Annotated in this window: 22 protein-coding genes and 1 tRNA gene; 11 read left to right on the top strand and 12 right to left on the bottom strand. The window is 35.1% G+C overall.

Annotation, left to right across the window (positions count from 1 at the left end):
• Positions 1 to 50 precede the first annotated feature (50 nt).
• The 4 genes from B4N66_RS00550 (at position 51) to B4N66_RS00535 (ending at position 3,167) form a co-directional block, all read left to right on the top strand.
• A complete protein-coding gene (locus B4N66_RS00550) occupies positions 51 to 248 on the top strand; it encodes a cold-shock protein (RefSeq protein WP_112084984.1) in 198 nt (65 codons plus the stop codon).
• A 297-nt stretch (positions 249 to 545) separates the two neighbouring features.
• Positions 546 to 1,049, top strand: coding sequence for a GNAT family N-acetyltransferase (locus tag B4N66_RS00545; RefSeq protein ID WP_291091667.1), 504 nt, complete (start codon positions 546 to 548; stop codon positions 1,047 to 1,049).
• A 354-nt stretch (positions 1,050 to 1,403) separates the two neighbouring features.
• Positions 1,404 to 2,669, top strand: coding sequence for a Y-family DNA polymerase (locus tag B4N66_RS00540; RefSeq protein WP_291091665.1), 1,266 nt, complete (start codon positions 1,404 to 1,406; stop codon positions 2,667 to 2,669).
• Between the two features lie 63 nt (positions 2,670 to 2,732).
• Entirely contained in the window at positions 2,733 to 3,167 is a 435-nt protein-coding gene (locus B4N66_RS00535) for a LexA family protein (RefSeq protein ID WP_291091663.1), read from the top strand.
• A 20-nt stretch (positions 3,168 to 3,187) separates the two neighbouring features.
• Here B4N66_RS00535 and B4N66_RS00530 read toward each other — a convergent pair whose 3' ends face one another.
• From B4N66_RS00530 to B4N66_RS00490, 9 genes are all read right to left on the bottom strand, one after another.
• Positions 3,188 to 4,084, bottom strand: a complete 897-nt coding sequence (locus B4N66_RS00530; RefSeq protein ID WP_291091661.1) for a WG repeat-containing protein — start codon at positions 4,082 to 4,084, stop codon at positions 3,188 to 3,190.
• A gap of 152 nt (positions 4,085 to 4,236) precedes the next feature.
• Positions 4,237 to 4,653, bottom strand: a complete 417-nt coding sequence (locus B4N66_RS00525; RefSeq protein WP_291091659.1) for a hypothetical protein — start codon at positions 4,651 to 4,653, stop codon at positions 4,237 to 4,239.
• Positions 4,654 to 4,741: 88 nt separating this feature from the next.
• Positions 4,742 to 5,623: a DUF808 domain-containing protein gene (locus B4N66_RS00520; protein ID WP_291091657.1), complete on the bottom strand. Its 882-nt coding sequence runs from the start codon at positions 5,621 to 5,623 to the stop codon at positions 4,742 to 4,744.
• Positions 5,624 to 5,811: 188 nt separating this feature from the next.
• Positions 5,812 to 6,246, bottom strand: a complete 435-nt coding sequence (locus B4N66_RS00515; protein WP_291091655.1) for a hypothetical protein — start codon at positions 6,244 to 6,246, stop codon at positions 5,812 to 5,814.
• Between the two features lie 11 nt (positions 6,247 to 6,257).
• On the bottom strand, positions 6,258 to 9,830 hold the full coding sequence (locus B4N66_RS00510) for a tail fiber domain-containing protein (RefSeq protein ID WP_291091653.1): 3,573 nt from the start codon (positions 9,828 to 9,830) through the stop codon (positions 6,258 to 6,260).
• 254 nt (positions 9,831 to 10,084) lie between these two features.
• Positions 10,085 to 11,839, bottom strand: a complete 1,755-nt coding sequence (locus B4N66_RS00505) for a sensor histidine kinase (RefSeq protein WP_291091652.1) — start codon at positions 11,837 to 11,839, stop codon at positions 10,085 to 10,087.
• A 10-nt stretch (positions 11,840 to 11,849) separates the two neighbouring features.
• Positions 11,850 to 12,476 carry a response regulator transcription factor gene (locus B4N66_RS00500; protein ID WP_291091650.1) on the bottom strand — a complete coding sequence of 209 codons (627 nt, stop codon included), beginning with the start codon at positions 12,474 to 12,476 and terminating at the stop codon, positions 11,850 to 11,852.
• 152 nt (positions 12,477 to 12,628) lie between these two features.
• Positions 12,629 to 12,922: a GIY-YIG nuclease family protein gene (locus B4N66_RS00495; protein WP_291091648.1), complete on the bottom strand. Its 294-nt coding sequence runs from the start codon at positions 12,920 to 12,922 to the stop codon at positions 12,629 to 12,631.
• Between the two features lie 30 nt (positions 12,923 to 12,952).
• A tRNA-Leu gene (locus tag B4N66_RS00490) sits at positions 12,953 to 13,032 on the bottom strand.
• Between the two features lie 154 nt (positions 13,033 to 13,186).
• Here B4N66_RS00490 and B4N66_RS00485 point away from each other — a divergent pair.
• The 4 genes from B4N66_RS00485 (at position 13,187) to B4N66_RS00470 (ending at position 16,310) form a co-directional block, all read left to right on the top strand.
• Positions 13,187 to 14,128, top strand: coding sequence for a ribose-phosphate pyrophosphokinase (locus tag B4N66_RS00485; RefSeq protein WP_291091646.1), 942 nt, complete (start codon positions 13,187 to 13,189; stop codon positions 14,126 to 14,128).
• 84 nt (positions 14,129 to 14,212) lie between these two features.
• Positions 14,213 to 14,821, top strand: a complete 609-nt coding sequence (locus B4N66_RS00480; RefSeq protein WP_291091644.1) for a 50S ribosomal protein L25/general stress protein Ctc — start codon at positions 14,213 to 14,215, stop codon at positions 14,819 to 14,821.
• A 322-nt stretch (positions 14,822 to 15,143) separates the two neighbouring features.
• A complete protein-coding gene (gene pth / locus B4N66_RS00475; protein WP_291091642.1) occupies positions 15,144 to 15,767 on the top strand; it encodes an aminoacyl-tRNA hydrolase in 624 nt (207 codons plus the stop codon).
• Positions 15,768 to 15,806: 39 nt separating this feature from the next.
• Complete coding sequence (locus B4N66_RS00470) at positions 15,807 to 16,310, top strand: hypothetical protein (protein ID WP_291091640.1); 504 nt, start codon at positions 15,807 to 15,809, stop codon at positions 16,308 to 16,310.
• A 67-nt stretch (positions 16,311 to 16,377) separates the two neighbouring features.
• Here B4N66_RS00470 and B4N66_RS00465 read toward each other — a convergent pair whose 3' ends face one another.
• Positions 16,378 to 19,665 (bottom strand): reprolysin-like metallopeptidase, encoded by a 3,288-nt coding sequence (locus B4N66_RS00465; protein WP_291091638.1) that lies wholly within the window; start codon positions 19,663 to 19,665, stop codon positions 16,378 to 16,380.
• 107 nt (positions 19,666 to 19,772) lie between these two features.
• Positions 19,773 to 22,469 carry a reprolysin-like metallopeptidase gene (locus tag B4N66_RS00460; protein WP_291091636.1) on the bottom strand — a complete coding sequence of 899 codons (2,697 nt, stop codon included), beginning with the start codon at positions 22,467 to 22,469 and terminating at the stop codon, positions 19,773 to 19,775.
• Positions 22,470 to 22,633: 164 nt separating this feature from the next.
• Here B4N66_RS00460 and B4N66_RS00455 point away from each other — a divergent pair, with 164 nt between their 5' ends.
• From B4N66_RS00455 to bioB, 3 genes are all read left to right on the top strand, one after another.
• Entirely contained in the window at positions 22,634 to 23,563 is a 930-nt protein-coding gene (locus B4N66_RS00455; RefSeq protein WP_291091634.1) for a bifunctional riboflavin kinase/FAD synthetase, read from the top strand.
• A complete protein-coding gene (locus B4N66_RS00450; protein ID WP_291091632.1) occupies positions 23,563 to 24,897 on the top strand; it encodes an HTTM domain-containing protein in 1,335 nt (444 codons plus the stop codon). The genes B4N66_RS00455 and B4N66_RS00450 overlap by 1 nt, the downstream gene beginning before the upstream one ends.
• A 91-nt stretch (positions 24,898 to 24,988) precedes the next feature.
• Entirely contained in the window at positions 24,989 to 26,074 is a 1,086-nt protein-coding gene (gene bioB / locus B4N66_RS00445; protein ID WP_291091630.1) for a biotin synthase BioB, read from the top strand.
• A gap of 87 nt (positions 26,075 to 26,161) precedes the next feature.
• On the opposite strand, the gene B4N66_RS00440 is transcribed toward bioB, so the two are convergent.
• Complete coding sequence (locus B4N66_RS00440; protein ID WP_291091628.1) at positions 26,162 to 26,494, bottom strand: DUF6252 family protein; 333 nt, start codon at positions 26,492 to 26,494, stop codon at positions 26,162 to 26,164.
• Positions 26,495 to 26,886: the final 392 nt, after the last annotated feature.

Genomic DNA, 26,886 nt, shown 5'->3' with positions numbered 1-26,886 from the left:
ATTTAATTATAGATTACCTTTGGGCATTATTAATTTTTTTTATTATCACAATGCGTACAGGTACAGTAAAATTTTTCAATGAGTCAAAAGGTTACGGATTCATCACAGATGAAGAAACCGGAAAAGACATCTTCGTTCACGCAACCGGAATCAAAGCTGAAGAGCTAAGAGAAGGTGACAGAGTTCACTACGAAGAAGAAGAAGGTAGAAAAGGTAAAGTAGCAGCTCAAGTAGCTGTGATCGAATAATAGATATTATTTAGATTACCGAATGAAATGACAACGTCTCGAGCAATCGGGACGTTTTTTTATTTTTAAAATTTTGGGCGTTTCCCAAGGGTCGGGCTTTCTGTTACAAGTCCTCACCACAAAACAGCAATTTTCTAAAGACCCAAAAGAGCTTCCTTTGGTCGCTTTTTGTGCCTAAGAAAATTTGCTGTTTTGAGGTTCCGGGCTTTTCACTTCAATCCCTAACGCGAATGCTGCTTCAATAGAAAATTGTGCTAACTTTGTAATTTATTTCATTAGATGCCAGAACCAAATAAAATGAACTACCAATTCAGAAAAGCCACCACCACCGATGCTCCACAAATCTGGATCATCCTTCAAAAAGCCATCCTCCGACGAAAAGCCGACGGCAGCAACCAATGGCAAGACGGTTATCCCAACCCGGAAATCATTCAACAAGACATCGAAAAAGGAATTGGTTATGTGCTAACTGATGGTGAAATTATTATAGGTTATTCTGCCGTTTTAATCAATGACGAACCAGAATATGCAAACTTACAAGGCGAATGGTTGACCACAAGTGATTTTGTGGTTTTTCATCGTGTGGCGATTGCTCAGGAATACATCGGTCAAAACTTATCCAAAAAAATGATTGAGCATATCGAAGCATTTGCGTTAGCCAATAACATCCACAGCCTCAAAGCCGATACCAACCACGATAATTTTGCTATGATGAGTATCTTTGAAAAATCAGGTTTTGTGTTTTGTGGCATCGTGCATTTTAGAGGAAGTCCGAGACGAGCGTATGAGAAGGTGTTGTGAGTTGTCGGTTGAAAACTGCGACTGCGATTGAAAACTTCCAAATAATCACTAACTCAAATGGAACACGGATAGCACGGATAAAACTGATTTTTTTAGATTCGCTTTGCGAAAATGGATGAACACGGATTTATCATTACAAAATTAGTAGTGTTTTCAACTTTTAGTCTCCTCCATCTTTGAAAAATCTCAATATAGATTTAATTTAAACTATTTTTTTATCAAAACTATCAACCAAAACCGATAACGGTTAACCATTTATCTTTGCTCTGTTTTCTTTTTTCTATTCTCTTTTTTCTTATCAACATTAACATTCCTTCGCTTCCAAAAAAAACAATAATCCACTAACTTTACACCATGTATGCTTTAGTCGATTGTAACAATTTTTATGCTTCGTGCGAACGTGTTTTCCAACCTCAACTGAATGGAAAACCCATTGTTATTTTGTCTAACAACGACGGCTGTATCATCTCTCGCAGCGACGAAGCCAAAGCATTAGGCATCCCGATGGGAGCACCGGAATTTAAGGTACGCGACGAACTGAAACAAAAAAACATCACCGTTTTTTCTTCCAATTATGCTTTGTATGGCGATTTGAGTAATCGGGTGATGACTATCTTAGGACAATTCACTCCCAACATTGAAGTGTACAGCATTGACGAAGCTTTTCTCAACTTTGACGGAATGACTATTCCTGATTATCAGCAATACGGTCTGGAAATGAAAAAGCGAACGCTGAAATGGTTAAGCATTCCCGTTTCTGTTGGCTTTGCTCCTACCAAAGCATTAGCAAAAGTAGCGAATAAAATTGCCCGAAAATTTCCAACACAAACCTTGGGAAGTTATGTCATCGACACCGAAGAAAAACGCATCAAAGGATTAAAATGGACCAAAATTGAAGACGTGTGGGGCATTGGTTATCGGTTAACCAAAAAAATGAAGGCACAAAATATTCATACCGCCTACGATTTTACTTTGCCACACAACGAAGCTTTTATTAAAAAAGAAATGGGCGTCGTAGGCAACCGCTTGCGATTGGAATTATTGGGTCAATCCGTTTTAGAACTCGAAGAACCCAAAGACCGCAAAAACATTGCCATCACCCGAAGTTTTGACGGCAACATCACTACGTTTGATGAAATGAAAGAACGTGTTTCTACCTTTGCCACCGTTTGTGCGGAGAAGCTTCGTAAACAAAATTCCTGTTGTTATGGTGTTATTTTATATTTGCGGAAAGACAAATACAAAGTCGATAAACCGAAATATAATTTTTATAAGATGGAAACGTTGCCTTTTGGGAGTAATTCCAGTATAACCATCAGTGCATTGGCTGTCAAAATGTTGAAAGAAATCTTTGAAGAAGGCGAAATTTATAAAAAAGCAGGAGTAATTGTAACCCAAATTATTCCGCAAGACCAAAAGCAATTTCATTTGTTTGAAGAAGAAAATCCGAAGCACCAAAAAATCATGGAAGTGATGGATGCTTTTCATAAAAAAACCGGCGAACGAAAAATTCGATTAGGTAATCAGGATTTGCAACGCACTTGGAAAATGAAACAGAATTTGCTTTCACCTAAATATACGACGGATATTCGGGATATTTTTAAGGTAAGAATTGGTTAATGTGGCAATGGGACAATGTGGCAATTAGCCAATGAAGGAATGAGGCAATTTGAAAATTAAATTATGTCAAAAAATAAACTTACCTTTTTTACACCGGATTTAGATAATCCAATTGAACTTCCGTTTATTACGGCGGGAATCAAGGCTGGATTTCCTTCGCCGGCGGCAGATTTTGATGAAACAAAAATTAGTCTTGATGCTGTAGTAGTCAAAAATAGGGAAAGTACCTTTTATGCCAAAGCCACCGGAACCTCCATGATTGGTGCCGGAATAGATGATGGTGATATTTTAGTGATCGATCGAAGTTTAGAACCCCAAAACAACAAAGTCGCTGTATGTTTTTTAGATGGCGAATTCACTGTAAAACGGATTAAAGTAAGCAAAGAAGAAATGCTTTTGATGCCGGAAAACAAATCGTTTGAGCCGATCAAAATCACTGAAGAAAATCAATTAATCATTTGGGGAATTGTGACGTATGTGATTAAGAAAGTGTATTAGAGAGTTTACAAGAACGTTTTTTAGTATTCGTAAGCGTAAACTTCGTCGTTTTTATTTTTCCTTTTCAATATAATATATTCTTTTCGCAATTCTATACTATCATAAATTGGTTCTTTGGTTATAGTTCCATTAACATTTATTAGTCCAATTTTATTGTTCTTTTTGATTAAGTAATATCGCCAGTTTTGTGATGATTTAAGTTCATCATAAATGGTTGGGATTATTATTTCATTTTTTGAATTAATAAGACCGAACTTATCTTCCTTTTTTATGATTTGAAATAAATTTTCACCCATTGCATAATGCTTAATCGTTTCAATTAGTTCAATTTTTTCTTCTAAAATAATGCTGTTTTGCAAATTCTGAATGTCAATAATTTGGGATTCGTTATCTTTTGTTGCAAATATTCTATGCTTGTCAATTGTATAGAACTTATACTCTTCAGGGATTATGTTTTTTCCATTGTAATCATAAACTCCACTTAAATTATTATCATTTTCTGTTATGTAAAAATCATCATTTTCTATAGAAAAAACCCTTTTATATTTTATTGGTATAATAATTTTTCCATTAATATCTGATAATCCATATATTGATTTTTTTGTACAAAGGATAAATCTTTCGTTTTTACGAGGTGACATAAATTGAAATTCTAAAGGAAGAAGTTCTGTATAATCTAAAGAATAAAGACCATTTAAATTATTCTTTCTTATAATTAATCTTTGGTTTTTAAACTCAATAAAATCATACATAAACGGAATTATCACATTTTTTAAACTGTCGGTAATTCCGAATTTATTTTCTCTTCTTTCAATAAATCGATTTTCTTCAATCTTTGTTTTTGAATCTTGACAATAGATAAATGTAGTTAAAAGCAAGAATAGTATGGTTGAAATAGTTTTTATCGTTGGCATCATATTAAAAAGTTTTTAACGTTTTGCAGCTTGGCGAAGTGGCGGATTTTGAAGCACTTACTTTCAATTTAGCACTAAACTTCATTAGAAAACCAAATGTTCAATTTAGCACTAAACCCGCCATTTTGCCAAACTGCTGTTATCTGCTGGCGTTCCTAATTTTCAATTATTTCGTCTACATTTAAATCAATCAAGATTGCAGAAATAATATTTCCTTTCTTTTTAAATACTATTTCAGCGTCAACATCATAAAACTCATTTCCTTTTTCTGGAATCATAATATTTACTACGTTGTAATTTTCAAAATCAATTTCTGGTTTTAGATTTTTTAATTGCTGCAATATAGAAGTCCAATTATTTTCAATTTTCTTAAAATAATCAACTTGATAATTTGAAATTTGAGATTGGATTACAGGAAAAAGTAATTCAATGTTTTGTCCAATAATTGAATTGATAATTCCTTTATAGTTTTTAGTTCCATCAAATTCTGTGAATAAAAATTTACCAATACTATTAATAATTGGTTTTATTTGTTCGTCTTTATTCGATTTAAAGAAGTTTAAAAATCTCATATCTTAATAAACTATTTAAATTTTTTATGTTACTTATTTTTCTTAGCTAAATGTTATTTTTCACGGTCTGCCATACGCTTGCATATAACTATACAGTAACCTTATCTTTCTTTACAATTTTCTTAAAAATATTCACTACAAAAACGCAAAGTAAACCCACGATTAAACCCAGTAAAAATTCAAGCAACATGCTTGGCATAAAATCGACCGCGTGATGTAAAGCAGGCAATTGATGCGAAAATATTCCACCAGAGACTAACAGTAAGGCAAGTGTTCCCACCACTGCTAAAACTTGAATAACGCGTGGTAATGCTTTTACTAAAAGCGTTCCCACTGATTGAAGTATTTTATTTCGTCCTGCACTCCACTGAATCAGCTTATACCCGGCTTCGTCCATTCGAACAATTAAGGCTACAATGCCGTAAACGCCAACGGTTGCAATAAATGCAACGACACTTACGACCATGACTTGCATCCAAAAATCCTGGCCTACAACAGTTCCCATGGCGATGATAATGATTTCAACAGAAAGAATAAAATCGGTTACGATGGCTGATTTAATTTTACCTTTTTCCAGGGCTAAAATTTCTGCTTCTGATAATTCTTTAAAGACTTCAATTTTTCTAGCTGGAGCATGTGGGAAAAAATATTCATATATTTTCTCTGCTCCTTCATACGCCAAATACAATCCTCCCAGAATTAAAACCACCGTAATGAGCCAAGGTACAAAATAGGATAGTAAAAAGGCAATAGGTAAAATAATGACTTTATTCAGAGCAGATCCTTTAGTAATTGCCCACAAAACAGGTAGTTCTCGTGAGGATACAAACCCGGACGCTTTTTCGGCATTCACAGCCAAATCATCGCCTAAAATTCCGGCCGTTTTTTTGGTAGCCATTTTACTCATGGTTGCTACATCATCCATCAATAAAGCAATATCATCTAACAATGCAAAAAATCCTGAAGCCATTTTTTTCTAAATTTGAGTGTAAAAATACGATAGTTTGGCAATTTTCCAATGTGGCAATTTGTCAATGTGAGAATTAAGTGCAAAAAGTATTCAAAAAAGATCCCCTTCCGCAAACCACTCGCCGGAAGGGGATCAACCACTAAAACTAATTTCCAATTTTTAATTATTTTTATTCCTTTTTACTGACGTTAAAACCAAATTGTAGCAGTTCCTATACTGGTTGCAAAACGTACTGTAGTATCGCGTGGAATGCTTGAAATGGTTAAATAAGCCCTTCTAACCCTATTAAATCGCATAACACCGGATTGTGAATCTTCAGGAATCACTGTTTTAATTGTTCCCGTTGCTGTTTCCACCACTAAGGTTACACAACTATTTCCACCGCCCTGATTATTAATATCAATAAAAACTGTAGCATTAGTAGGCGTTTCAAATAGATTCTGAATGCTACCGTTTTTTTGTGTACAAGTATTAGCGTTACCATCGATGACCAAATCTCCTCCAACTTGTCCGTTTAATGATTGTCCAATATTGTAATTTATAGTTTTTTGATTACTTTGAGAAAAAGCATTTACACTGATAAAAAAAACGAAGAGTAATGCTGTAATTATGTTATTTTTCATGATTTTTGATTTTATTTATTTTCTATTTTTTCTAACCGTTCTACAATTGATTTGTATTGTTCTTGCAGTTGTTGTTTTAGTAAATTAATTTCTTCTTTTTGTTGCTCAATAACCAATTGTTGTTCTTGAGTTGCTTTGATTAATACCGGAATCAAATCGCTGTAGTAAACCCCTAAAATGGGCGAAGCTACTTTTTTTCGATTACCTTGTTCATCCTCTTCCCAATCCCAATCGCGAACGACTTCGGGGACTACTTGTTGTAATTCTTGAGCTATTAAACCTAATTTTGTTCCGCTTCCATCGTCTTTTTTCCATTCAAAACTTACCGGACGAAGTTGCATTAATGTAGTTAAGCCATAATTCAAATTTTGAATGTTTTTCTTTTCTCTTTCATCGCTGGTGTTGATTGTACCATTGGAAGCGAAGAGTGTATTCCAACGGTTTGCTGTTTGACCTAAACTGATGGTTGCATCGGTCATGGGCATAAATCTTGAACCTTGAAATTGGTATAAATTATTTATAGTTGCTAAATCGTCAGCACTATTCCCTAAAGTTAAGTTAGCTCCAATATTAAATATTCTCCAGTCCGTATTAGCATTTCCACCTCTTAAAAAATCTATTGCTACATTGCTAGTAGTACCTGTTAAGGAAGTATTTCCAATTCGTATAGCTGTTAAACCAGCTGGTCCGGAGACATGTAATTTTTGTAACGGATTGTTAGTTCCTACTCCTAAATTTCCTACTGATGTTAACCTTACTAATCCACTATTGGTATTAAAGTCTATTCCACCGGCATTACCTCCACTAGCATTTGTACTGCCATAAAGTGCCATAGCTCCACCATTAGCACTACTCCCTGATTGAGGCCCTAGAAACATGTAATCAGCGTTGTTTTGATATAAAAGTGCAGCATTAGTTGCAGAAAAGCCATTGGTTAGTAATGTTCTTCCGGCTACGTGTAATCGTTCTCCGGGCGTTGAAGACCCAATGCCTGTGTTACCGTTTTTTAAAATTACCAAAGCGTTACTTCTTTCACTATTATCAACAACATCATCATTGTCGGCATCAATAGCATTTCCAACTACTAACAATCTATCTGTTGCATTGGCGATTCTAAATTGATTTGCACCATTTGTTGAGGGTGTATAGGTAGTTGCTCCAATACCTAACACTACTTCACCAAAACTTTCAGCTTCATTATTTACTCCAAAAGAAGTTGATGCTCGTCCCGATGTGCTTGTTTGATATCCAAATGCAGTTGAATACACGTTGTTAGTATTCGTACCCAGACCGAATGCTGTTGATTGAGTTGCATTAGCGTTTACAAACCAACCAAAAGCAACTGAACCAAGTCCTGATGCTGAGCAATTACTTCCTAATGCAATACAAGAGTTTCCAGTTGCTCTGGTTCCAAAACCCATAGCAATTGAATTATCACCAACATTAACATCATCCCATTCTGTTCCTGAAACTCTTCCGGCTCTAAATGCACTTTTTCGAGGATTCCAAACCATTCTTGTTCCTGCTCCAGATGGCGAAATTGCTCCAACCCCTGCTGTTCCTGATGAAACTAAACCATCTGTTCCATTTATAGTAACAGCCCCATTATCTGCTGTTATGGTTCTACCGTTTCCTGCACCGCCAAAATCATAAGCTTGGTCTAACGTACCAGATGTGCTACTTTGTAAATATTCTTTAGTAACCACTGCTTTACCATCGGCGGCATCTATCATTGTGTTTGTTGTTGATGGCAAACGAGTAAGACCACTTTTTAAAACAATCATTGCATCACTTCTCTCTGACGCGTCAACAGTGTTATTATTATTTGTATCAATAGCATTGCCAATTACAAATAATCGATCTGTAGCATTTGCACTTCTGAATTGTGTTGAACCATTTGTAGTTGTTGCATAGGTTGTCGCTCCTATTCCAAAAATTGTCTCCGCATAACTATTCCCAAAATTATTTCTTCCCGCCACAAATGAATGGTCACCATTTGCAAGATTAATTCTGCCAAAAACAGTAGAAACATTACCATTAGCATCTGTGTTTATTCCAAAGGCAGTAGAAACTCCACCATTGGCATTTGCATCGTTTCCAAATGCAGTAGAAAAAGCACCAAATGCTCTAGTAGCATGTCCCATTGCCACAGATTTTATACCAACATTAGCATCATCCCATTCATTTGTAAAAACCTCTCCTGCTCTAAATGCAGCTTTCCGTGGATTCCAAAACATTTTTACTCCAGCACCACTAGGAGATAACGAACCAGAGAATAAAGTACCTGTAGAAACCAAACCATCCGTTCCATCAATTAAAACTGCTCCGGCATCTGCAGTTATTGTTCTACCATTTCCTCCACCTTCAAAATCGTAGGCTTGGTCTAGTGTGCCAGATGTATTGCTTTGTAAATATTCTTTAGTAACTACTGCTTTACCATCGGCGGCATCTATCATTGTGTTTGTTGTTGATGGCAAACGAGTAAGACCACTTTTTAAAACTATCATTGCATCACTTCGTTCAGAGTTATCAACAAAATCATCATTATCTGCATCAATTGCATTTCCAATAACAAATAATCTATCATTTGCATTGGCAAGTCTAAATTGGGTATTGCCATTAATTGACGGATTAAAAATTGTTGCTCCAATACCTATCACTACTTCACCGTAACTTCGTGAGATATTTTGAAAACCGAAAGTGGTAGCATGATTTCCTGAAGAAACATTGTTTCTACCAAAAGCATATGATGCTAAACCTGTTGTTTGACAGGTCTCTCCAAATGCTGCTGAGTAAGACCCTGAAGCGATTATTGATAAACCCGAAGAAAAAGAAAGAAATCCTGATGCTGTGGAAAATATGCCAAAAGCAGTTGAACCTGATCCCAGTGCTTGTGCATGCTGACCTGATGCAAAAGAGCCTACTCCACTTGCTATTGAATTAGAACCAAATGCAGTTGAACCTGATCCCAGTGCTTGTGCATTTTGACCTGATGCAAAAGAGCCTACTCCACTCGCTATTGAATTAGAACCAAATGCGGTTGAACTTTCTCCAATGTTTGTATCATCCCATTGATCAAAAGTAACACGTCCAGCTCTAAACGCCGCTTTTCTTGGATTCCAAACCATCCTTGTACCTGCTCCACTCGGAGCAACTTCACCAGAGCTTAAAGTACCTGTAGATACCAACCCATCCGTTCCATTTATAGTTACAGCACCCGCATCAGCAGTAATGGTTCTTCCATTACCTGGACCACCAAAGTCATAGGCTTGGTCGAGTGTTCCACCATCTGTCCCTTTCACTGAAATCCAACTCGTTGTTACATTATCCCAATAATAAAAACCCGGTTGATTACTTCCAACATTTGTAGTCAAATAAACCAACATTCCTTGTTGATCGACAGCAGGATTTGTTGCCGGAAATGTGTCGATTTTAGGGATTAACATTCCATCTGTCGAAGTTGGTGCAACTTGATTTGACGATCGAATGTCCAATTGTGCATTCGGTGTGGTGGTATTAATTCCCACTTGTGCAAAAAGTGAAGTGGAAAACAATACAAAAAAGTAAAATATCAATTTCTTCATGACTTTGGTTTTTTAAATAACAGAACAAGCTGCTTTTAGTGATTTCCGAAGTATAAAATTCACATAATCAATGTGATACCACAATACGATATTATCCGTAGTGATTTTATCATGTTTTTGAAGAAGATAATCAGATAATAATGGGCTTTTCGAAGTATGTCGATTAAAATTTAAAAATAACTGTTTAAATAACGCACAAAAAAATACGCCCTTTAGCGTATTCCAATTTTCTTACAAAATGATTTTACTCAAATTTATAGAGGAATTGTCAAGATGGTAAGCAATCCTTTATCGGTTTTCATAGAAAAAGTTCCATTCATCTGTTCTACTCTGTTTTGGATGTTTTTCAAACCGTTTCCAAATGCATTTTCTTTATTAATTCCGGTTCCGTTATCGTGAATGGTTATTTGAAGTTGTTTAGATGAAATTAACTTCATCTTTACATCAATTTTAGTGGCTTGAGCATGTTTGAGTGAATTATTTAGGACTTCTTTCATCGCGTAAAATAAATTCTTTCGTAATTGACCATTCATTTTTATCGATTCACTGTCTTCAACGTTAGTACTAAATGAAAATGCAATTGGTGTTTCTTCAAAAAGTGTTGCTCCATATAATTTTACATATTCTGAAAAATGTTGAAGTGTATTGTGTTCAGTATTTAATGACCAAATAAATGTGTTTAATCGTTGTGAAATTTCTTTTCCGGTTAGGTTAATTTTAGAAGCCAATATTTTTTGTTTTTCAGATGTTTCATCATTTTTTAACAACAAATCGGCGTGAATGAGAATGCTGCTTAAACCGCTTCCGATATCGTCGTGCAAATCCTTGCTGATTTCATTTTTTTGTTGCAGTAAGGTTTTTTGAATTTTATTTTTTCTTCGGATAATGATAATCACCAAGGACAAAATAATTACTGAAAGTAGAGCGGCAATCAGTTGAAGAATAGTAAACTTTCGTTGTTTTTTTAATTCCTCCACCTGAAGTAAAAGTAATTTATTTTCGTTTTTGGCATATTGTTCGGTAATGTTTTGAATGTTCATGTTCCCTTTTAAGCGGGTTTCCTCATTGATGCTGATTAATTTGTCCTGAACAAAAGAAAGTTTTTCGATTTGATTTGTCTCTTTAAAAACACTCAATGCAATTTTGTAAAAATAATGTTGAAACGTAGCGTTGATAATTTTTTGATCAATCAATTCCAGACCTTTTTCATACCATCGATTATTCTCTATTTGATTGTCTTCGAAACACTGCATCATAAAACCATAATTGAGCAAAACAATATCAAAATATTCGCTTTTTTGAGCGGAAAGAATGCTCTTTTGAAAATAGAAAAGAGCACTATCCATTTTCTTTTCTTCTAAATAAATTTGACCAAACGTTTGTTCAACATTTGGAATTCCTCTTTTGCTTTTGGCATTTTTTGCAAATTGATACGCTTTTGCATTATACCAAACGGCAGAATCTGCTTGACGAATTTTCAACTTCAGTTGAGCAATGTTATTGAAAATATGTTCGTGTTGAATGGTGCTTCTGATATGCGATTTACTGTAACTTTCCGGTTGATAATCTCTTGCTTTCCAAAGCGATTTTTCTGCTTCTTTTAATTCATTCATTTCAATCTGGTTAATTCCTTTAAAAAAATAACCATTGGCAATAAAGAAATTATCTTCAAGTTGTTTTGCCCTTTGTATAGCTTTTTCCGCTTCATTTGTACCAAATTGAAATAATCCGTCGTAATAAAAAAGTTCGGACTGGAGACTGTGAATAAAAATAATTGTGGTGTCCGATTGTGCAGGTGAAACTAAATCTTTTGTACTATCCAGCCATTTTTGAGAAGATTGAATATCATCGGTTTCTAAATAATATTCTGCCAAAAGAAATGATTTAGAAATCTTGCATTGAGTCGTTTTGCAGTTTTTGAGTTCTTGCAATTTAGTGTTTTCCGATACATTTTGAGCACTTCCGAGAGCGAAAATCAATACTAAAAATAAGTTTAAAGAAAATCTCATATCTTTATTTTTAGCGTTTCAAATATAAATTTACCGCTTCTACCCTCGTGTTGACGTGTAATTTTTCATAAATATTTTGGATGTGTTTTCGAACCGTTCCATTACTAATTTCCAATTGATAGGCCACTTCTTTATTCATTTGCCCTTTTGCCAATAAATCTAAAATTTCCTTTTCTCTGGCTGTAAGGGTTTCGGTTAATTTATTTAGCGATTCCATTTTAGAAAAACTCGCCACCACTTTTCGGGCAATGCTGCTACTCATCGGACTACCGCCCTCAAACAATTCATCTAATGCTCCAATGATTTTTGCCGGCCCTTCGGTTTTAAGAATATAACCACTTGCTCCGGCTTCTAAACTTTGGAAAATTTTATCGTCATCTTCGTATGAAGTACACATCAGAACTAATACATTCGGGCAGGAATTTTTCAATTTATTGACACATATAATTCCGCTTTCACCGGGTAAATTAATATCCATCAAAACGGCATCCACATCCAAAGTGGGTAATTCTTTTAAAGCCAATTCGGCGTTTTCAAAACTTCCGGCTAATTCATACTGATCGGTAAATTGAATCATCATACCCAATGCTTCTCGCAAATCGCGGTCGTCTTCCACTATGCCAATTCGTTTTTTCATAAGTAAAGAATTACTATGCAATATTAAAAATAGTAAAACTTTTTTGAAATACGTAAATGAGCGTAGAAAATAAAAAAAACCTCCCATTTCTGAGAGGTTTTGTAATAGGATTTGGGAACCTGCCTGCCGGCAGGCAGGTCGAAACCACACACCTAAGTACACGAGTTTGAGTCTTCATTTTCAAAATTATCTCTAATAATTTTCAACTTTTCCTTTCCAACCCCTGATTTAAAATATTTTTCTCTCGTTCTAGCTTCTAATCTTGTGGCACATTCTTCAAAATAAATAACTTTAAATGGCCTGTAAGGTTTTGTTGTTTTATTTCTTCCTGAATTATGTTCAAAAAAACGTCTTTCTAAATTATCTGTTAATCCAACATAGATATAATTTCTTTCTAAACTTGATATGGCATATACGAAGAACATTGATTTTAATTTTAATTTCATAAAAAAACCTCCCATTTCTGAGAGGTTTTGTACCCGGAGTGGGAATCGAACCCACACACCTAAGTACACGAGTTTGAGTCGTGCGCGTCTACCAATTCCGCCATCCGGGCAGGGATGCTTATTTGTGGGTGCAAATGTAAATAAATTTTTGACACATTTTCAAGAAATTTGTGGAAAAATTCCTTTCCAAGTTGATTTTTATTTCTAAATTTGCACCTCGTTTCGGCGACACACAACTAACTAACTACATAACAACGAATTAAAATGTCACACAACGAACCGGAAGCAAAAATATTTGCTTGTTCAAAAAGTGTATACTTAGCCGAACAAATAGCCAAAAACTATGGAATTCCGCTAGGTAAAGTAACGTTCTCTGAATATAGTGACGGTGAGTTTCAACCGTCTTTTGAAGAATCCATTCGCGGATTGCGGGTCTTCATCGTTTGCTCCACTTTTCCAAGTGCAGACAACCTGATGGAACTTTTGTTAATGATTGACGCTGCCAAAAGAGCATCAGCCAGACACATAACCCCTGTAATTCCTTATTTCGGATGGGCCAGACAAGACAGAAAAGACAAACCAAGAGTGCCAATCGGAGCAAAACTAGTAGCAAAATTACTGGAAACTGCCGGAGCAACCCGAATTATGACGATGGATTTACACGCCGATCAGATTCAAGGTTTCTTTGAAAAACCAGTTGACCATTTGTTCGCATCCACCATCTTTTTGCCGTATGTAAAAAGTTTGAATTTGGAGAATCTAACAATCGCTTCACCAGATATGGGCGGTTCCAAAAGAGCCTACGCCTATTCTAAATTTTTAGAATCAGATGTCGTAATTTGTTACAAACAACGAAAAGTTGCCAACGTAATCGATACAATGGAACTTATCGGAGAAGTAAAAGGAAGAAACGTCGTTTTAGTTGACGATATGATTGATACCGGCGGAACCCTTGCAAAGGCAGCCGATTTAATGATTGAAAAAGGAGCTCTGAGCGTTCGAGCCATTTGTACACACGCCATTTTATCCGGCGATGCCTACGAAAAAATCGAAAACTCAAAATTGAGCGAATTGATCGTAACCGATTCTATTCCGTTAAAGAAAGAATCAAACAAAATCAGAGTGGTGAGTTGTGCACCGCTTTTTGCAGAAGTAATGCACATGGTGCAACACAACAATTCCATCAGTGGAAAATTTTTAATGTAGATTAGGACTTCGAAAAATCTAAAAATCGAACAATCCAAAAATCTAAAAAAGTGTTTTTTATTTATTAACTATATATTATTTACAATGAAATCGATTACGATTAAAGGATCAGAAAGAGAAAACGTAGGCAAAAAAGCAACGAAGGCCGTACGTGATGCTGGAATGGTTCCTTGCGTTATTTACGGAGGAGATCAACCAGTGCATTTTACAGCAGAAGAAAAAGCGTTCAAAAACTTGGTGTACACTCCAAACGCACACACTGTTGTGATCGAACTAAATAGCGGTAAAAAAGCAGATGTAATTTTACAAGACATCCAATTTCACCCGGTATCAGACAAAATTTTACACATCGACTTCTATGCGTTAAAAGACGACAAAGAAATCGTTATGGAAATCCCTGTAAAAGTAACAGGAACATCGCCAGGTGTATTGGCCGGTGGAGTTTTACGTTTAAACCAAAGAAGATTAAAAGTGAAAGCTTTACCAAAAAATCTTCCAGATTTCGTAGAAGCGAACATCACGCCATTAGAAATGGGTAACAAATTATACGTTACAAAAATTGAAACCAACAACTTCAAATTAATGCACCCTGACAACACTGTTGTAGCTCAAGTGAGAATTTCACGTGCCGCTATGAAAGCCGCTCAAGAAGCTGCAAAAGCAGAAAAAGGTGGAGCAAAAAAGAAAAAATAATTTCAATTTTCTCAATAACAAAAGCATCGGTTCACGCCGGTGCTTTTTTTTATTCTGAACTTTTTTCAGAATCACAATCCCAGAAAACTCTCAACAGACAACCGACAACCGACAACTTTTTCCAGAACCTAATCCCGCTGTTCACTACAAGCTTGTTTGCCACAACCGTTTTTTCTAAGCCACCCCAAGAGCTTCCGTTGGTCGCTTTGGGTCAGCAAGAAAAAATCGGTTTTGGCGGCACAAGGCTATCCGTTACCATCAGGGGTAGAACGTGCTCCAAATCAAAATCTGCTAGAATTAGAAACTTTCGTACTTTTGCAGTATGATCAACTGGATAAAATCACTTTTTCAAACCCAAAAAACCGTCACAGAACCGGATATGAAAAAATTTCTAATCGTCGGACTCGGAAACATCGGAGCCGAATATGCCAATACTCGCCACAACATCGGATTCAAAATACTCGACCATTTTGCCAAAAAAGAAAGCATTTCTTTTCAAACAGCCAAGTTGGGCGATGTAGCCGAGTTTAAAATCAAAGGACGAACATTGATTCTTCTCAAACCCAACACCTATATGAACCTTAGCGGAAAAGCAGTGAAATATTGGATGGAAAAAGAAAATATCGAAAAAGAAAATATTTTAGTTATCACCGACGATTTAAACCTAAGTTTTGGCACCATCCGCATCAAAACCAAAGGAAGCGACGGCGGTCACAACGGATTAAAAAGTATCCAAAGTTTATTAAACACCACCGAATATCCACGTTTTCGTTTTGGCATCAGCGACCAATTCAAAAAAGGGCAACAAGTGAATTACGTTTTAGGTGAATGGGACGAAGAAGAAAAATCAAAACTAACTGAACGATTAGAATTATCTGCTCAAATCATTCAATCGTTTGCTTTAGCCGGATTAAACAACACAATGAACGAATTCAACGGAAAATAATTGGCTTGCTTTTTGAAACATTCATTTAAAACATCAACCATGAAAAAAATAATTGCTCTATTTTTATTTGGATTATTATTTTCCTGTAACGCTCAGAAAAACGTTTCATCAACTATGTCAAAACTCAGCAGTGAATGTCCATCAGACGGAACCTGTGAAGTAGAAATTCTAAAAAACAAACAACTCATTCTGCATTACGACGATTTGGGAGGAATGTACTACGACATTAAAGATCAAGAAGGAACAACCGTAATTCATTATCAATATAACAAAACTACACAAGCTAATTTGCAAGACGGTCATTATCGTGAAGACATCATTTTTGAAATTAAAAATTCAGATAAATTATTAGACCTTACTGATTCTGAACTTCAACAAGTCAAACTAATTTTTGGTCGTCATTGTTTTTGCAAAGGACAAACCGGTTATTTTAAAATCGACAAAGGAAATTTACAACTATCGGCTAAGAATGCCATACGCTTCGATTTAAATTTTACCTGCGATAAAGTGCCGCAGATTATCAAAAATGTTTCTGTAAAATAATTTTCTATTAAAATAAAAAGACGGCATTGCTTTGAAGCAGTGCCGTCTTTTTTTTCTTTACACTATTTTATTCCACTATTAAACGTTTCACTTCTTTATTATTTCCATCAGAAACTTTTACTAAATAAATTCCTGCTTGCGGATTTGCTAATTGAATTTCTTGATTGAAAGTTCCATTACTTGAATAAGATTGATCAAAAATCAATCGCCCACGCAAATCATAAACAGCTATACCAAGTTTATCTGCCTGAACATTATTCATTTGAACTGAGAAATTACCTTTGGTAGGATTTGGATACAATGCGAAATTTAATGCGGTAACTTCTTCAATGCTGGCCGGTGCATTTTCACTACAAATATCCAAACTCCAACTATTAATAGAACCACCATCTTGGTTGAAAACATCTTGTACTCTTAGTGTCCAAACACCTTGGGAGTTTTGACCGTTTAATGCAGACAAGGGTTGTTCCGGCAGTAATATTCCAGACAAAGCAGGATTAGGAACGGTTGCACAAACAACTGCTATACCTGAATCATCAAAAGTTACTGATGCGTTCTGAAAATTAGCACTATTTGCACACTCTCGATTCATTAATTGTATTTGTGTTCCGCTTGGGCTTATTAATGTTACAATTAAATCATTTATATAAGTATGCAAAATATCTACAGTAACTGTAACTTTTTGTATGATAACATTATCTACTGTTGGAACTGTTAGTGTTGAATTAACTGTTGGAGTTCCAGAAGAAGGAATAACAATCGGTACATCTGTTGAAACAGCTGTGCCGCAATATGTTGTAGTAAAAGAAAAGACTGTCGAATAATTACCTAAACATGTACTATTTCCGGGCGATACTCTCCAATAAAATGTTGAAGCGTTTGGTAAACTTGATGAAATGTAGCTATTTGTAGCAACAGAACTCTCTTCCACTACCGTATTAAATGAAGGATCAGATGCTATTTGAATTGAATAAAGTGTAGCATTTGGGTCTGCATTCCAAGCAAAAGATACTCCCGAAGGTTCTACTATTGCTCCATTTGAAGGTGAATTTAGTGTAACTACTCCAAAATTACCACTCACAACCTCTAGGTACATATTCACAGTTTTGGTAGTTGCCCCTGAAGTTGCTGTTACAACAATAGTATGTAATCCAATTGGCGTGGAGGCACTGGTTGTTATTTGCATTTGAATTGTTCCTTGTGTTGTAACAGTAGAGGGAACAAATGCAACCGTTGTTCCGGCTGGGTTACCTGTCGCTGAAAAAGTAGTAGAAGTACTAAATCCAGCGAATGTTTGGTAGGCTAAATTATATACAGTATTATTCCCTTGACAAACTGATTTATTTTGTTCTCCCTCAACTCCGTTAAAAGCGATAGCCATTGTTGAAGTTGGAGCTGTAATTGAAAAATTTGTATTCGATACATCTAAAAAAATATTCTTATGTCCTTTTACCATTATTCTATTGGTCGTTCCAATAGTGTTAGGCACGGTTATAACTTCTGAACCATCATTTGGAACTTTACTTGCTAATAAAACCGGAAAACTTGATCCTCCATTGGTAGATAAATAAATATCAACATAAGGTGTATCAACGCCATTTGCAGTTGTGCCGGCAACATTCCAAGTTACATTTTGGTTGGACCCAGCTACCCAAGATACATTTGTATTTGGGGCAGTAATCACAAATGGTCCTGCATTAGCCACTGTTGTAACGGTCATATTTGTTTTGGCTGTTTGACCTCCGTTTGGAGTTGCATTATCTCTAACAACCAAAGAAAAATTCATGGTTTTTGCAATAGAAGGAACTACTTCCCACTGGTTTGAAGTTGCCCCTGTTAAAATGGTTGTCATAAAAGGCAGATACCTATTTGGACTGGTTGACGGATTTCTTGAACGAAATCTTGGTCCATTTGCTGCATCTGTTGCTGTTGGAGGTTGAATAGCAATTCCTGTATCGGTTTGTTCCCAACAGTAAGTCAACGCATCACCATTAGCATCCGTGGCATTTCCTTCCAAAACAAAAGCAGTACTTCTTGGAATAGTATAGTTTTGAATTGGTTGAATTATTGGAGCGTCATTGTTGTTACTAATATTATTTGAACAATTCCCTGTTCCCGCTACAAAGTTGTCCATTTGAGCCAAACTTGCAACGTGAAAATAGGCATCAGAATTATTTTGAACATTTGGCGAACATATACCAGCATACCCCATTATGGTTGAAGCACTACCAGGCTCAATTGCGGTGGCAGAACTTCTTTGACAATTATTGTTTTGTGTATGAGTTGCCCCAAATTGATGCCCCATTTCATGTGCTACATAATCTACATCAAAAGGGTCGCCAACTGGTGCAAACGAACCTGTAATTCCTCTTGCTTTACTTCCTGTACAAGGAGAATTAAGCTGTGCTAAACCTCCACCACCTGTGCTTACAGTATGACCTATATCGTAATTGGCTGATCCTATCACATTATCAATCACTGTTTGACTTTGATTTATTAAAGCTCCTGCATTATTATTATCAAAAGTATCTGATGTAATAAAAATAATATTTAAATTATTAGGAACCAACTGCATAGTTAATGACATATCTCTTTCATAAATTCCGTTAATTCTAGTCATTGAAACGTTCATGGCCGCCAAAACTGCTGCTTTTCTAGTTGCTTCGGGTGTGGCTACCGTCATTCCTGCCGCCTGCCAATGAAATTGTGCATATTCTATTGTGCATGCCATTGCTAATCGATAGGTTCTAAAAATACCTGTGTCAGATGATATACTGTTGTTGTTTCTTGGGGAGAAATGAATCCCGTCTACTTCATCTGCAATTTCATCTTCAACTAAACAACTAAAAGTTGAACTCGGTGAGATGTTTTTTCTTGAATAGACAATATATTGACTTAAATCGTTTGTGTAAGTGTCAATATAATTAACCTCTCTGTCTCCTGCAAATAGCATGGCGTGTACTCCAAATAAGGTTGTACTAAAACGCACCATAGCAGTTTTATTTTCAACGCCAACACCAACATATGATTTAATAGCCGGAAATTGAGCTTGTAAATCGGGATGCATCACAGAAGCTTCATAAATTCTGAAGCTTTCAAATTCTCCATTGGCATTAGGAAAGTTCAGGATTACATTTGAAAGTGAGTTGGAAAATTCTCTTTTAGGTGCTTGAAGCAATTCTGCATTAAAATTTTGTAGATCTAATGAAAAGACTTCGAACTCAGATGGAATTGTAGTTCTTTGAACCCTTTGAATTGGTAATGAGTTTTCCTTAGTTATTTTTTCCCAAAAATTCTTCTGCGAAAAACTGAAGAAAGAAATCATTAAGCAAAACAGTAATAATAATTTTTTCATGAATTTTAGTTTTTAGGCTTTAAAAATAATGAATTTTATTTATAAAACACAAAAAAAAGACCATCAAAAATGATGGTCTTCTATAGTATTAATAAAAATTGTGAATTTTATTCAACAATTATTCGTTTCACTTCTTTTCTATCACCATTAGTAAGGTTTAATAAATAAACACCACTCTGAGCGTTTTCTAATTGAATGTTTTGGTTAAAAGTTGATCCGGATTGGTAGTTGTTTTCAAATATTTTTCTACCTCTCATATCCACAACAGAAATAGTTACCATTTCATCTGTAGGATTGTCAAAACTAACCGTAAAATTACCTTTATTCGGGTTTGGATATACAATAAATGATTGCAAGGTCTCAAACTCTTCATTACCAAGAGTACATCCGAAATTAACAGACCATGAGTTTAAAATTCCTGTATCTCCATTATAAAAATCGGTTACCCTTAAAGTCCAGTTACCACTTTTAGGTTTTCCTATAAATGGAGCTAGTGCCTGAACCGGACTATAAGTTCCTGAAGTTGGAGACCCGCAAACTATAGCACCTGACCCATCTTTGAATGTTACATTAATATTTCCGTATTGAGGATTATTACATGTTCTATTCCACAGATTTATTGATGTTCCATCAGGATGAACAAGAGCTATAACCAAATCGCCAATCCATGAGTGGTTAACATTTACAGTAACTTCAATTGAAGTTATATTACCTGTTTCGTTTGAACTTATATTAGAAACTGTCGTTGCTCCGGCTTGATTTGCTCCAAGTCCGTCAGCAATTGTAGCAGCAGTATTGCTTGAAATCAAAGAACAACTATATCCAATAGAAAAAGGAACTGTGTTAAGTGCATAATAAATGTTTCCTGTTGGTTTAATCATAATTCTGCATGATTGAGCAGCAATATTAGGAACAGTAATATTTTCACTTCCATCATTAGGAGTATTAGATGCTAATACAGTAGAGAATGTTTGACCTCCGTCTGTGGATAACAAAATATCCACATTAGCCGATCCGGTTAGGCCTGATGTGCCATTAACAGCCCAAGTTATGGCTTGAGTAGTACCTTGACTCCATGATACACCAGATGCATTTTGGGAAGTAACTGCAAAAGGTCCAACTGTGCCACTTACTGTAATATTTGCAGAAGCAGTGCTGGTTTGACCTCCATTAGCAATATTATCTCGAGCTGTCAAAGTAAATGTCATAGATCTTCCAATTGTTAAAACAGATTCCCAAGTTGTACTCAAACTGTTATTAAGTACCGAACTGAATGCCGGCATATATCTTACCGGAGTATTAACCGGAGGCAATGATCTAAAGTTTGGACCTGCTGGTTTGGTTGGATAACAAATACTATTAGCTCCTGTTACGGCACTAGTTGCACTATTGTTTTGTTCCCATGTAAATGTAGCTCCAGGATTATTTGTTGGGTTTGTTCCGGTTAGAACAAAAGCTGTTCCGTTAGGAATAGTCCAGTTTCCGCCGGAAGTAATTGTTAAAGCCGGATTACTTAATGTGATATTGTTTGCACAAGGCTTGTTGGCTAAGTTATTTTGAATTTGCAAAATACTTCTGTAAGTAAAATAATCATCACTATTACCCTGAACGTTGTATTCCGTAATTCCTGCATAGGCCATAATTGTTGATCCACTTCCTGGTTCAACATTTACGCCTGATCCTTCCACAAATTCAGAAAAAGTATGATTTGCTCCTAATTGATGTCCTAATTCATGAGCTACATAATCAACATCAAAAAAATCTCCGGCCGGAACTCCATCCGCTGGAGAAGTAATTCCACTTCCTTTATAGTTAATTGGGCGAGTAACTCCTTGAACAACAGCAGTTGTTTGGTCATTGCTGCAAACACATCCAATACAACCCGCATTACCTCCTCCACCTGTTGCACCAAAAAGATGTCCTATATCAAAATTTGCATTGCCAATAACAGAAGAAAGGGTATTCATCAATTGTAAATTCCAATTGTCAATTCCGGATGCTGGAGAATATGGATCTGTAGCTGCATTTGTATAAATCACTAAATTATTATTTGCAATTATATTTAATCTTACAGCTAAATCCTTTTCAAAAACACCGTTTACTCTAGTCATTGTTGCATTCATTGCGGCTAATGCCCCAGCTACAGTTCCGCCGTGATAGGATGTATATTCACCAGTACATGACAAAGCTAACCTGAATGTTTTTAAAACACCATTATTTGCCATCACCTCATTACTATCAACTTCTTCAGAAAGACGACCACTAACAGCGTGATCAACTGTGGAACATGTGAATGGCATCTTTCCCTTTTGTCTAGAAGACTCATAGGCTGCATAAACAAGTCCATTTTCTGAATAAGGCTCCATGAATTCGGTTTTTTTACCGGCTCTAAAAATCATTGTTTGAACTCCTCTTGGATCAATACTCATTCTTAATTGAGCCTTAGGGTCATCAATACCTATTCCAACATACGATCTGATTTCTGGATATTGGGCTTGCAATTCCGGTTCAAAATTAGATGCTTCGAACAATTCAAATCGTTCTATTGCACCATTTGAATTAGGCAATGTAACAACTACACCATCTTCAGACAAAAAACGATCCGGAGCTGTAGCTAAAACAACTTTAAATGCCTCAATATTGAGACTATACAAAGTAAAATTTGAAGGGAATGATTCTCTTTGAGCAGTTTTTGATACTGCTGTTACATTTTCATTTACAGCTGTCCAAAAATTATTTTTTTGGGCACTCATGTCTGTAAAAGACATAACTGTAAATAAGGCTAATAGTATTATTTTTTTCATTTTTTGGAAATTAATTAGGCAACAAATATATCATATTTTTAATAATTCTTATTTATTTTTAATGATTTACGTATTTTTTTACTTGTTAGGATTAGAATATTCTTATTAATTATAAAGTTGTTGTATTTATTTTAATAATAATTAAATTTGTAAAAAAAAAATCTTTGAAAACTTTTCAATCCATATACAACTTTCATCCAAAAAATAAATCCGTATTAACCCTTGGAACTTTTGACGGGGTTCATTTTGGTCATAAAAAAATCATTGAAAAATTAATTCAAAATTCCTCACTATGCGAATGCGAAAGTTTGGTGCTCACTTTTTTCCCACACCCAAGAATGGTGCTACAAGATAATAATGAAATTAAACTTTTGAACACTATTGAAGAACGCACTGAACTTTTAAAAAAATCGGGTTTAGACAACTTAATTATTCATCCTTTTGACCAAGCCTTTTCAAGATTAACCGCCGAAGAATTTGTTTCTGCTATTTTAGTAGACCAATTTAACGTAAGAAAAATTATAATTGGTTATGATCATCGATTTGGCAGAAACAGAACTGCTGATATTAATGATTTAATTGCATTTGGAGAAAAATATGATTTTGAAGTGGAACAAATCTCTGCCCAAGAAATAGATGAAGTATCTGTTAGCTCTACAAAAATTAGAAATGCTCTGATGAATGGGCACGTAAAATTGGCAAATGATTATTTGGGATATAACTATCTATTAACTGGAGTTGTAGCAAGAGGAAAAGGTCTTGGCAGAACTTTAAACTTTCCCACAGCAAATTTACAAATAGAAGAATCTTATAAATTGATTCCCAAAAACGGTGTTTATATCGTTCAGAGTTTGATAGAAAACAAATTGGTTTATGGCATGATGAACATCGGATTCAACCCAACTGTTAATGGCGAATCAAAATCAATTGAAATACACTTTTTTGATTTTGATAGAGATTTATATTCTAAAAAAATTCAAATTCAGCTTTTAGATCGAATTCGTGACGAAGTAAAATTTGAAAACATTGAAAAACTGAAAGAACAGCTTTTAAAAGATAAAATAGTAGCTATTCAACACATAAATTCTTTATAATGCTAAAAAAAGCTTTTGATCCAATCGACAATTCTCCGTTAATTCTTTTTAGAATAACGTTTGGTCTTTTGATTGCGGCCGAAAGCATTGTTGCTATTTTTACAGGTTGGGTAAAAAAAAATTTAATTGATCCCACGGTTTCGATTCCACATATCGGCTTTGATTTTTTGGTGCCTCTTCCCGGTTATGGCATGTATGTTTATTTTAGCATAATGGGTGTTTTGGGGATGTTAATTATGCTTGGCTACAAATACCGTTATACTTTAGGATTATACACTTTGCTTTGGACAAGTGTTTATTTAATGCAAAAAGCATCGTACAACAACCATTATTATTTACTTATTTTGGTATGCTTAATTATGCTTTTTCTTCCTGCCAATCAATATGCTTCAATGGATGCTAAAAAAAATCCAGACTTAAAAAGTCTTACGATGCCGAGATGGTGCTCTTGGGTTATGATTTGTCAAATGACAATTGTTTATTTTTTTGCAACATTAGCAAAATTTTATCCAGATTGGTTAGATGGAACTTTTACCGGAATTCTATTTTCAAACCTTTCCAATTTCCCGGTTTTAGGCTCAGTGTTTACTGAAAAATGGTTTCATGTTTTTATTGCTTATGCGGGAATTTTCTTTGACGGATTAATCATTCCAGCACTTCTTTGGAAGAGAACCAGAAATATTGCCTTTGTGGCCAGTTTGCTTTTTCATTTGTTTAATTCTGTTACGTTACAAATTGGTATTTTCCCTTATTTTGCTTTAAGTTTTATTGTGTTTTTCTATTCGCCGGAAACCATTCGACACATCTTTTTCAAAAAGAAACCTCAACTTCAGCCGGAGGATTTAAGCAAAAATTATTCTTTTTCTAATGCTATCACTTATTTTTTTATTCCTTTTTTTATCATACAACTCATTCTTCCCATCAGACATTTTTTTATTAAAGGTGATGTGCTTTGGACAGAAGAAGCCCATCGTTTAAGTTGGCGAATGATGCTTAGACAAAAAAGTGGTATTACACATTTTAAAGTTATTGACAAAAAAACCAATCAAGAACTTCCTTATAATATTGTTGAAAAATTAACCCGAAAACAACTTGGTTTGGTTTCCAGCAAACCGGACGGAATGTGGCAAATGGCTCAACATATCAAAAAAGAATTCGCAGAAAAAGGCTTAGAAGTAAGTATTTTTATTGATTCAAAACTTTCTGTTAACAATAAACCATACAAAACCTTTATTGATCCAACAGTTGATTTTGCAGATGCTGAATGGAATTATTTTGGACATAATGATTGGATTCTTCTCTATGACAAAGAAGGAAATCTGATTGAAAAATAATTTTTTGTTGATTAAATCTTTATAAAATCTACTACACTGCTTTACATAAATCTATAGAAAATAAGTATTTTTGACTTATAATAATTAACCTATGAGCATTACTAAACATAATTGGACCAAAGAAGAAGTTATAGCGATATACAATAAACCGATGATGGACTTGCTTTTTGAAGCAGCTTCCATTCATCGTGAACATCATGACCCTAATGTGGTTCAAGTTTCTACGTTACTATCCATAAAAACGGGTGGTTGTCCGGAAGATTGTGGCTATTGTCCGCAAGCAGCAAGATATCATACCAACATTGAAGGAAACGATTTAATGAGCGTTCAACAAGTAAAGGCTCAAGCATTACGTGCCAAATCATCGGGTTCTTCACGCGTATGCATGGGAGCTGCTTGGCGAAATGTGAAAGATGGTCCGGAATTTGATCAAGTATTAGAAATGGTACGAACCATTAACAAACTAGATATGGAAGTTTGTTGTACGTTAGGCATGCTTACAGAAAATCAAGCTCATCGTTTGGCCGAAGCCGGATTATATGCCTATAATCACAACCTTGACACTTCTGAAGAATATTATAAGGAAGTGATTTCAACACGTGGTTTTGAAGACCGTTTGCAAACCATTGATAATGTTAGAAAAACAAATGTTACGGTTTGTAGCGGTGGAATTATTGGTATGGGAGAAAGTATAGAAGACCGAGCAGGAATGTTAGTGGCTTTATCTACTTTAAATCCTCAACCGGAATCGGTGCCTATTAATGCTTTGGTTGCTGTGGAAGGAACTCCTTTAGAAGAACAAAACCCAATTGAAATATGGGAAATGGTTCGAATGGTAGCTACTACACGAATTGTTATGCCGGAAACGCAAGTACGTTTGTCCGCCGGTAGAACCGAAATGAGTAGAGAAGGACAAGCGTTATGCTTTTTTTCCGGAGCTAATTCTATTTTTGCTGGAGATAAATTATTAACCACACCCAATCCGGATGTTAATGAGGATATGAAAATGTTTGATTTGTTGGGATTAAAACCTCAAAAACCATTCATTAAAATCATGCAACCAACAACAGTCGAAGCAGAAGATTCAAAATTTCAAGCTTTGGGCGAAAAACCAAAATGGTCAAGACCGGGTCACAATATTGAACGAAACTTGGAAGCTTCGATTAAAAATAAATAAAATTGTAAAAAATTAACCAAAAAGACCTCCGATTTCTCGGAGGTCTTTTTGGTTCTAATTGAAACGCTTTGTTATGTGAAAAACGTATTATCTGTAAGCTCTAAAAGTTCCGTTTGTTACTGTTACGCTAGTACCTTCATCATTTGTACCAGAAAAACTAAAAGTTCCCTTAACATACTCGTCATCTAATTCTGTTATAACTAATGCTCCTGTAGAAGCATCGATTACTTCGTCGTCCATCCATATATCAGCAGAATAAAGTGTTTCTAAGTTAGAAGCTGTTGATGTAGCATCTGTAATTGTAAATGTACCTGTTTCAATGTCAGCAGGCATCCATAATGAAATTTTTCCATTGTCTGAACTCCCTTGATTATCACCTAATATTAATTTTCTATCAGATGTAATTGTAGCCGGATCCATATACTCCTTTTGTTCTCCATTTAAATTAAATCTTATATATAATTCATCTTCAGGGTCATTTGATGAATCGTCATCAGATCAACAAGAAGTTAGGCTTAAAGTAAATACTGCAACAAGAAGGTAAAATAAATTTTTCATAATAGTTAATGGTTTATATTTTTAATTGGCCGCAAATGTAACTTTTTAATTTTCAATATTTTACCATTAATTAAGTCTAAATGATAAATTGAAAATATTGCTATTCTTTTTACGAAAATAGTAATAAAAAAAACCTCCGATTTCTCGGAGGTTTTCATTATTTAACTCAGCTACTGTGTAGCTCAAGCATCTTGATTATTGTTTCAACACTCTCACAGTTCTCGTTTCTTCACCTTGTGTTACAATCACGTTGT

It is taken from the genome of Flavobacterium sp. UBA2787 (assembly GCA_002352205.1).
GTDB lineage: Bacteria > Bacteroidota > Bacteroidia > Flavobacteriales > Flavobacteriaceae > Flavobacterium.
Note: the sequence above shows the minus strand (reverse complement) of the source record. Positions and strands in the feature narration are given on the sequence as shown.

What these genes read in the sequence shown, in the direction of transcription:
- B4N66_RS00535 (WP_291091663.1), top strand. Translation starts at nt 2,733, where the DNA reads ATGTCAAAAAATAAACTTACCTTTTTTACACCGGATTTAGATAATCCA.
- B4N66_RS00520 (WP_291091657.1), bottom strand. Translation starts at nt 5,623, where the DNA reads ATGGCTTCAGGATTTTTTGCATTGTTAGATGATATTGCTTTATTGATG.
- B4N66_RS00480 (WP_291091644.1), top strand. Translation starts at nt 14,213, where the DNA reads ATGAAATCGATTACGATTAAAGGATCAGAAAGAGAAAACGTAGGCAAA.
- B4N66_RS00440 (WP_291091628.1), bottom strand. Translation starts at nt 26,494, where the DNA reads ATGGATCCGGCTACAATTACATCTGATAGAAAATTAATATTAGGTGAT.
- B4N66_RS00465 (WP_291091638.1), bottom strand. Translation starts at nt 19,665, where the DNA reads ATGAAAAAATTATTATTACTGTTTTGCTTAATGATTTCTTTCTTCAGT.
- B4N66_RS00540 (WP_291091665.1), top strand. Translation starts at nt 1,404, where the DNA reads ATGTATGCTTTAGTCGATTGTAACAATTTTTATGCTTCGTGCGAACGT.
- B4N66_RS00495 (WP_291091648.1), bottom strand. Translation starts at nt 12,922, where the DNA reads ATGAAATTAAAATTAAAATCAATGTTCTTCGTATATGCCATATCAAGT.
- B4N66_RS00515 (WP_291091655.1), bottom strand. Translation starts at nt 6,246, where the DNA reads ATGAAAAATAACATAATTACAGCATTACTCTTCGTTTTTTTTATCAGT.
- B4N66_RS00505 (WP_291091652.1), bottom strand. Translation starts at nt 11,839, where the DNA reads ATGAGATTTTCTTTAAACTTATTTTTAGTATTGATTTTCGCTCTCGGA.
- pth (WP_291091642.1), top strand. Translation starts at nt 15,144, where the DNA reads ATGATCAACTGGATAAAATCACTTTTTCAAACCCAAAAAACCGTCACA.
- B4N66_RS00500 (WP_291091650.1), bottom strand. Translation starts at nt 12,476, where the DNA reads ATGAAAAAACGAATTGGCATAGTGGAAGACGACCGCGATTTGCGAGAA.
- B4N66_RS00460 (WP_291091636.1), bottom strand. Translation starts at nt 22,469, where the DNA reads ATGAAAAAAATAATACTATTAGCCTTATTTACAGTTATGTCTTTTACA.
- B4N66_RS00550 (WP_112084984.1), top strand. Translation starts at nt 51, where the DNA reads ATGCGTACAGGTACAGTAAAATTTTTCAATGAGTCAAAAGGTTACGGA.
- B4N66_RS00530 (WP_291091661.1), bottom strand. Translation starts at nt 4,084, where the DNA reads ATGATGCCAACGATAAAAACTATTTCAACCATACTATTCTTGCTTTTA.
- B4N66_RS00510 (WP_291091653.1), bottom strand. Translation starts at nt 9,830, where the DNA reads ATGAAGAAATTGATATTTTACTTTTTTGTATTGTTTTCCACTTCACTT.
- bioB (WP_291091630.1), top strand. Translation starts at nt 24,989, where the DNA reads ATGAGCATTACTAAACATAATTGGACCAAAGAAGAAGTTATAGCGATA.
- B4N66_RS00470 (WP_291091640.1), top strand. Translation starts at nt 15,807, where the DNA reads ATGAAAAAAATAATTGCTCTATTTTTATTTGGATTATTATTTTCCTGT.
- B4N66_RS00485 (WP_291091646.1), top strand. Translation starts at nt 13,187, where the DNA reads ATGTCACACAACGAACCGGAAGCAAAAATATTTGCTTGTTCAAAAAGT.
- B4N66_RS00545 (WP_291091667.1), top strand. Translation starts at nt 546, where the DNA reads ATGAACTACCAATTCAGAAAAGCCACCACCACCGATGCTCCACAAATC.
- B4N66_RS00450 (WP_291091632.1), top strand. Translation starts at nt 23,563, where the DNA reads ATGCTAAAAAAAGCTTTTGATCCAATCGACAATTCTCCGTTAATTCTT.
- B4N66_RS00525 (WP_291091659.1), bottom strand. Translation starts at nt 4,653, where the DNA reads ATGAGATTTTTAAACTTCTTTAAATCGAATAAAGACGAACAAATAAAA.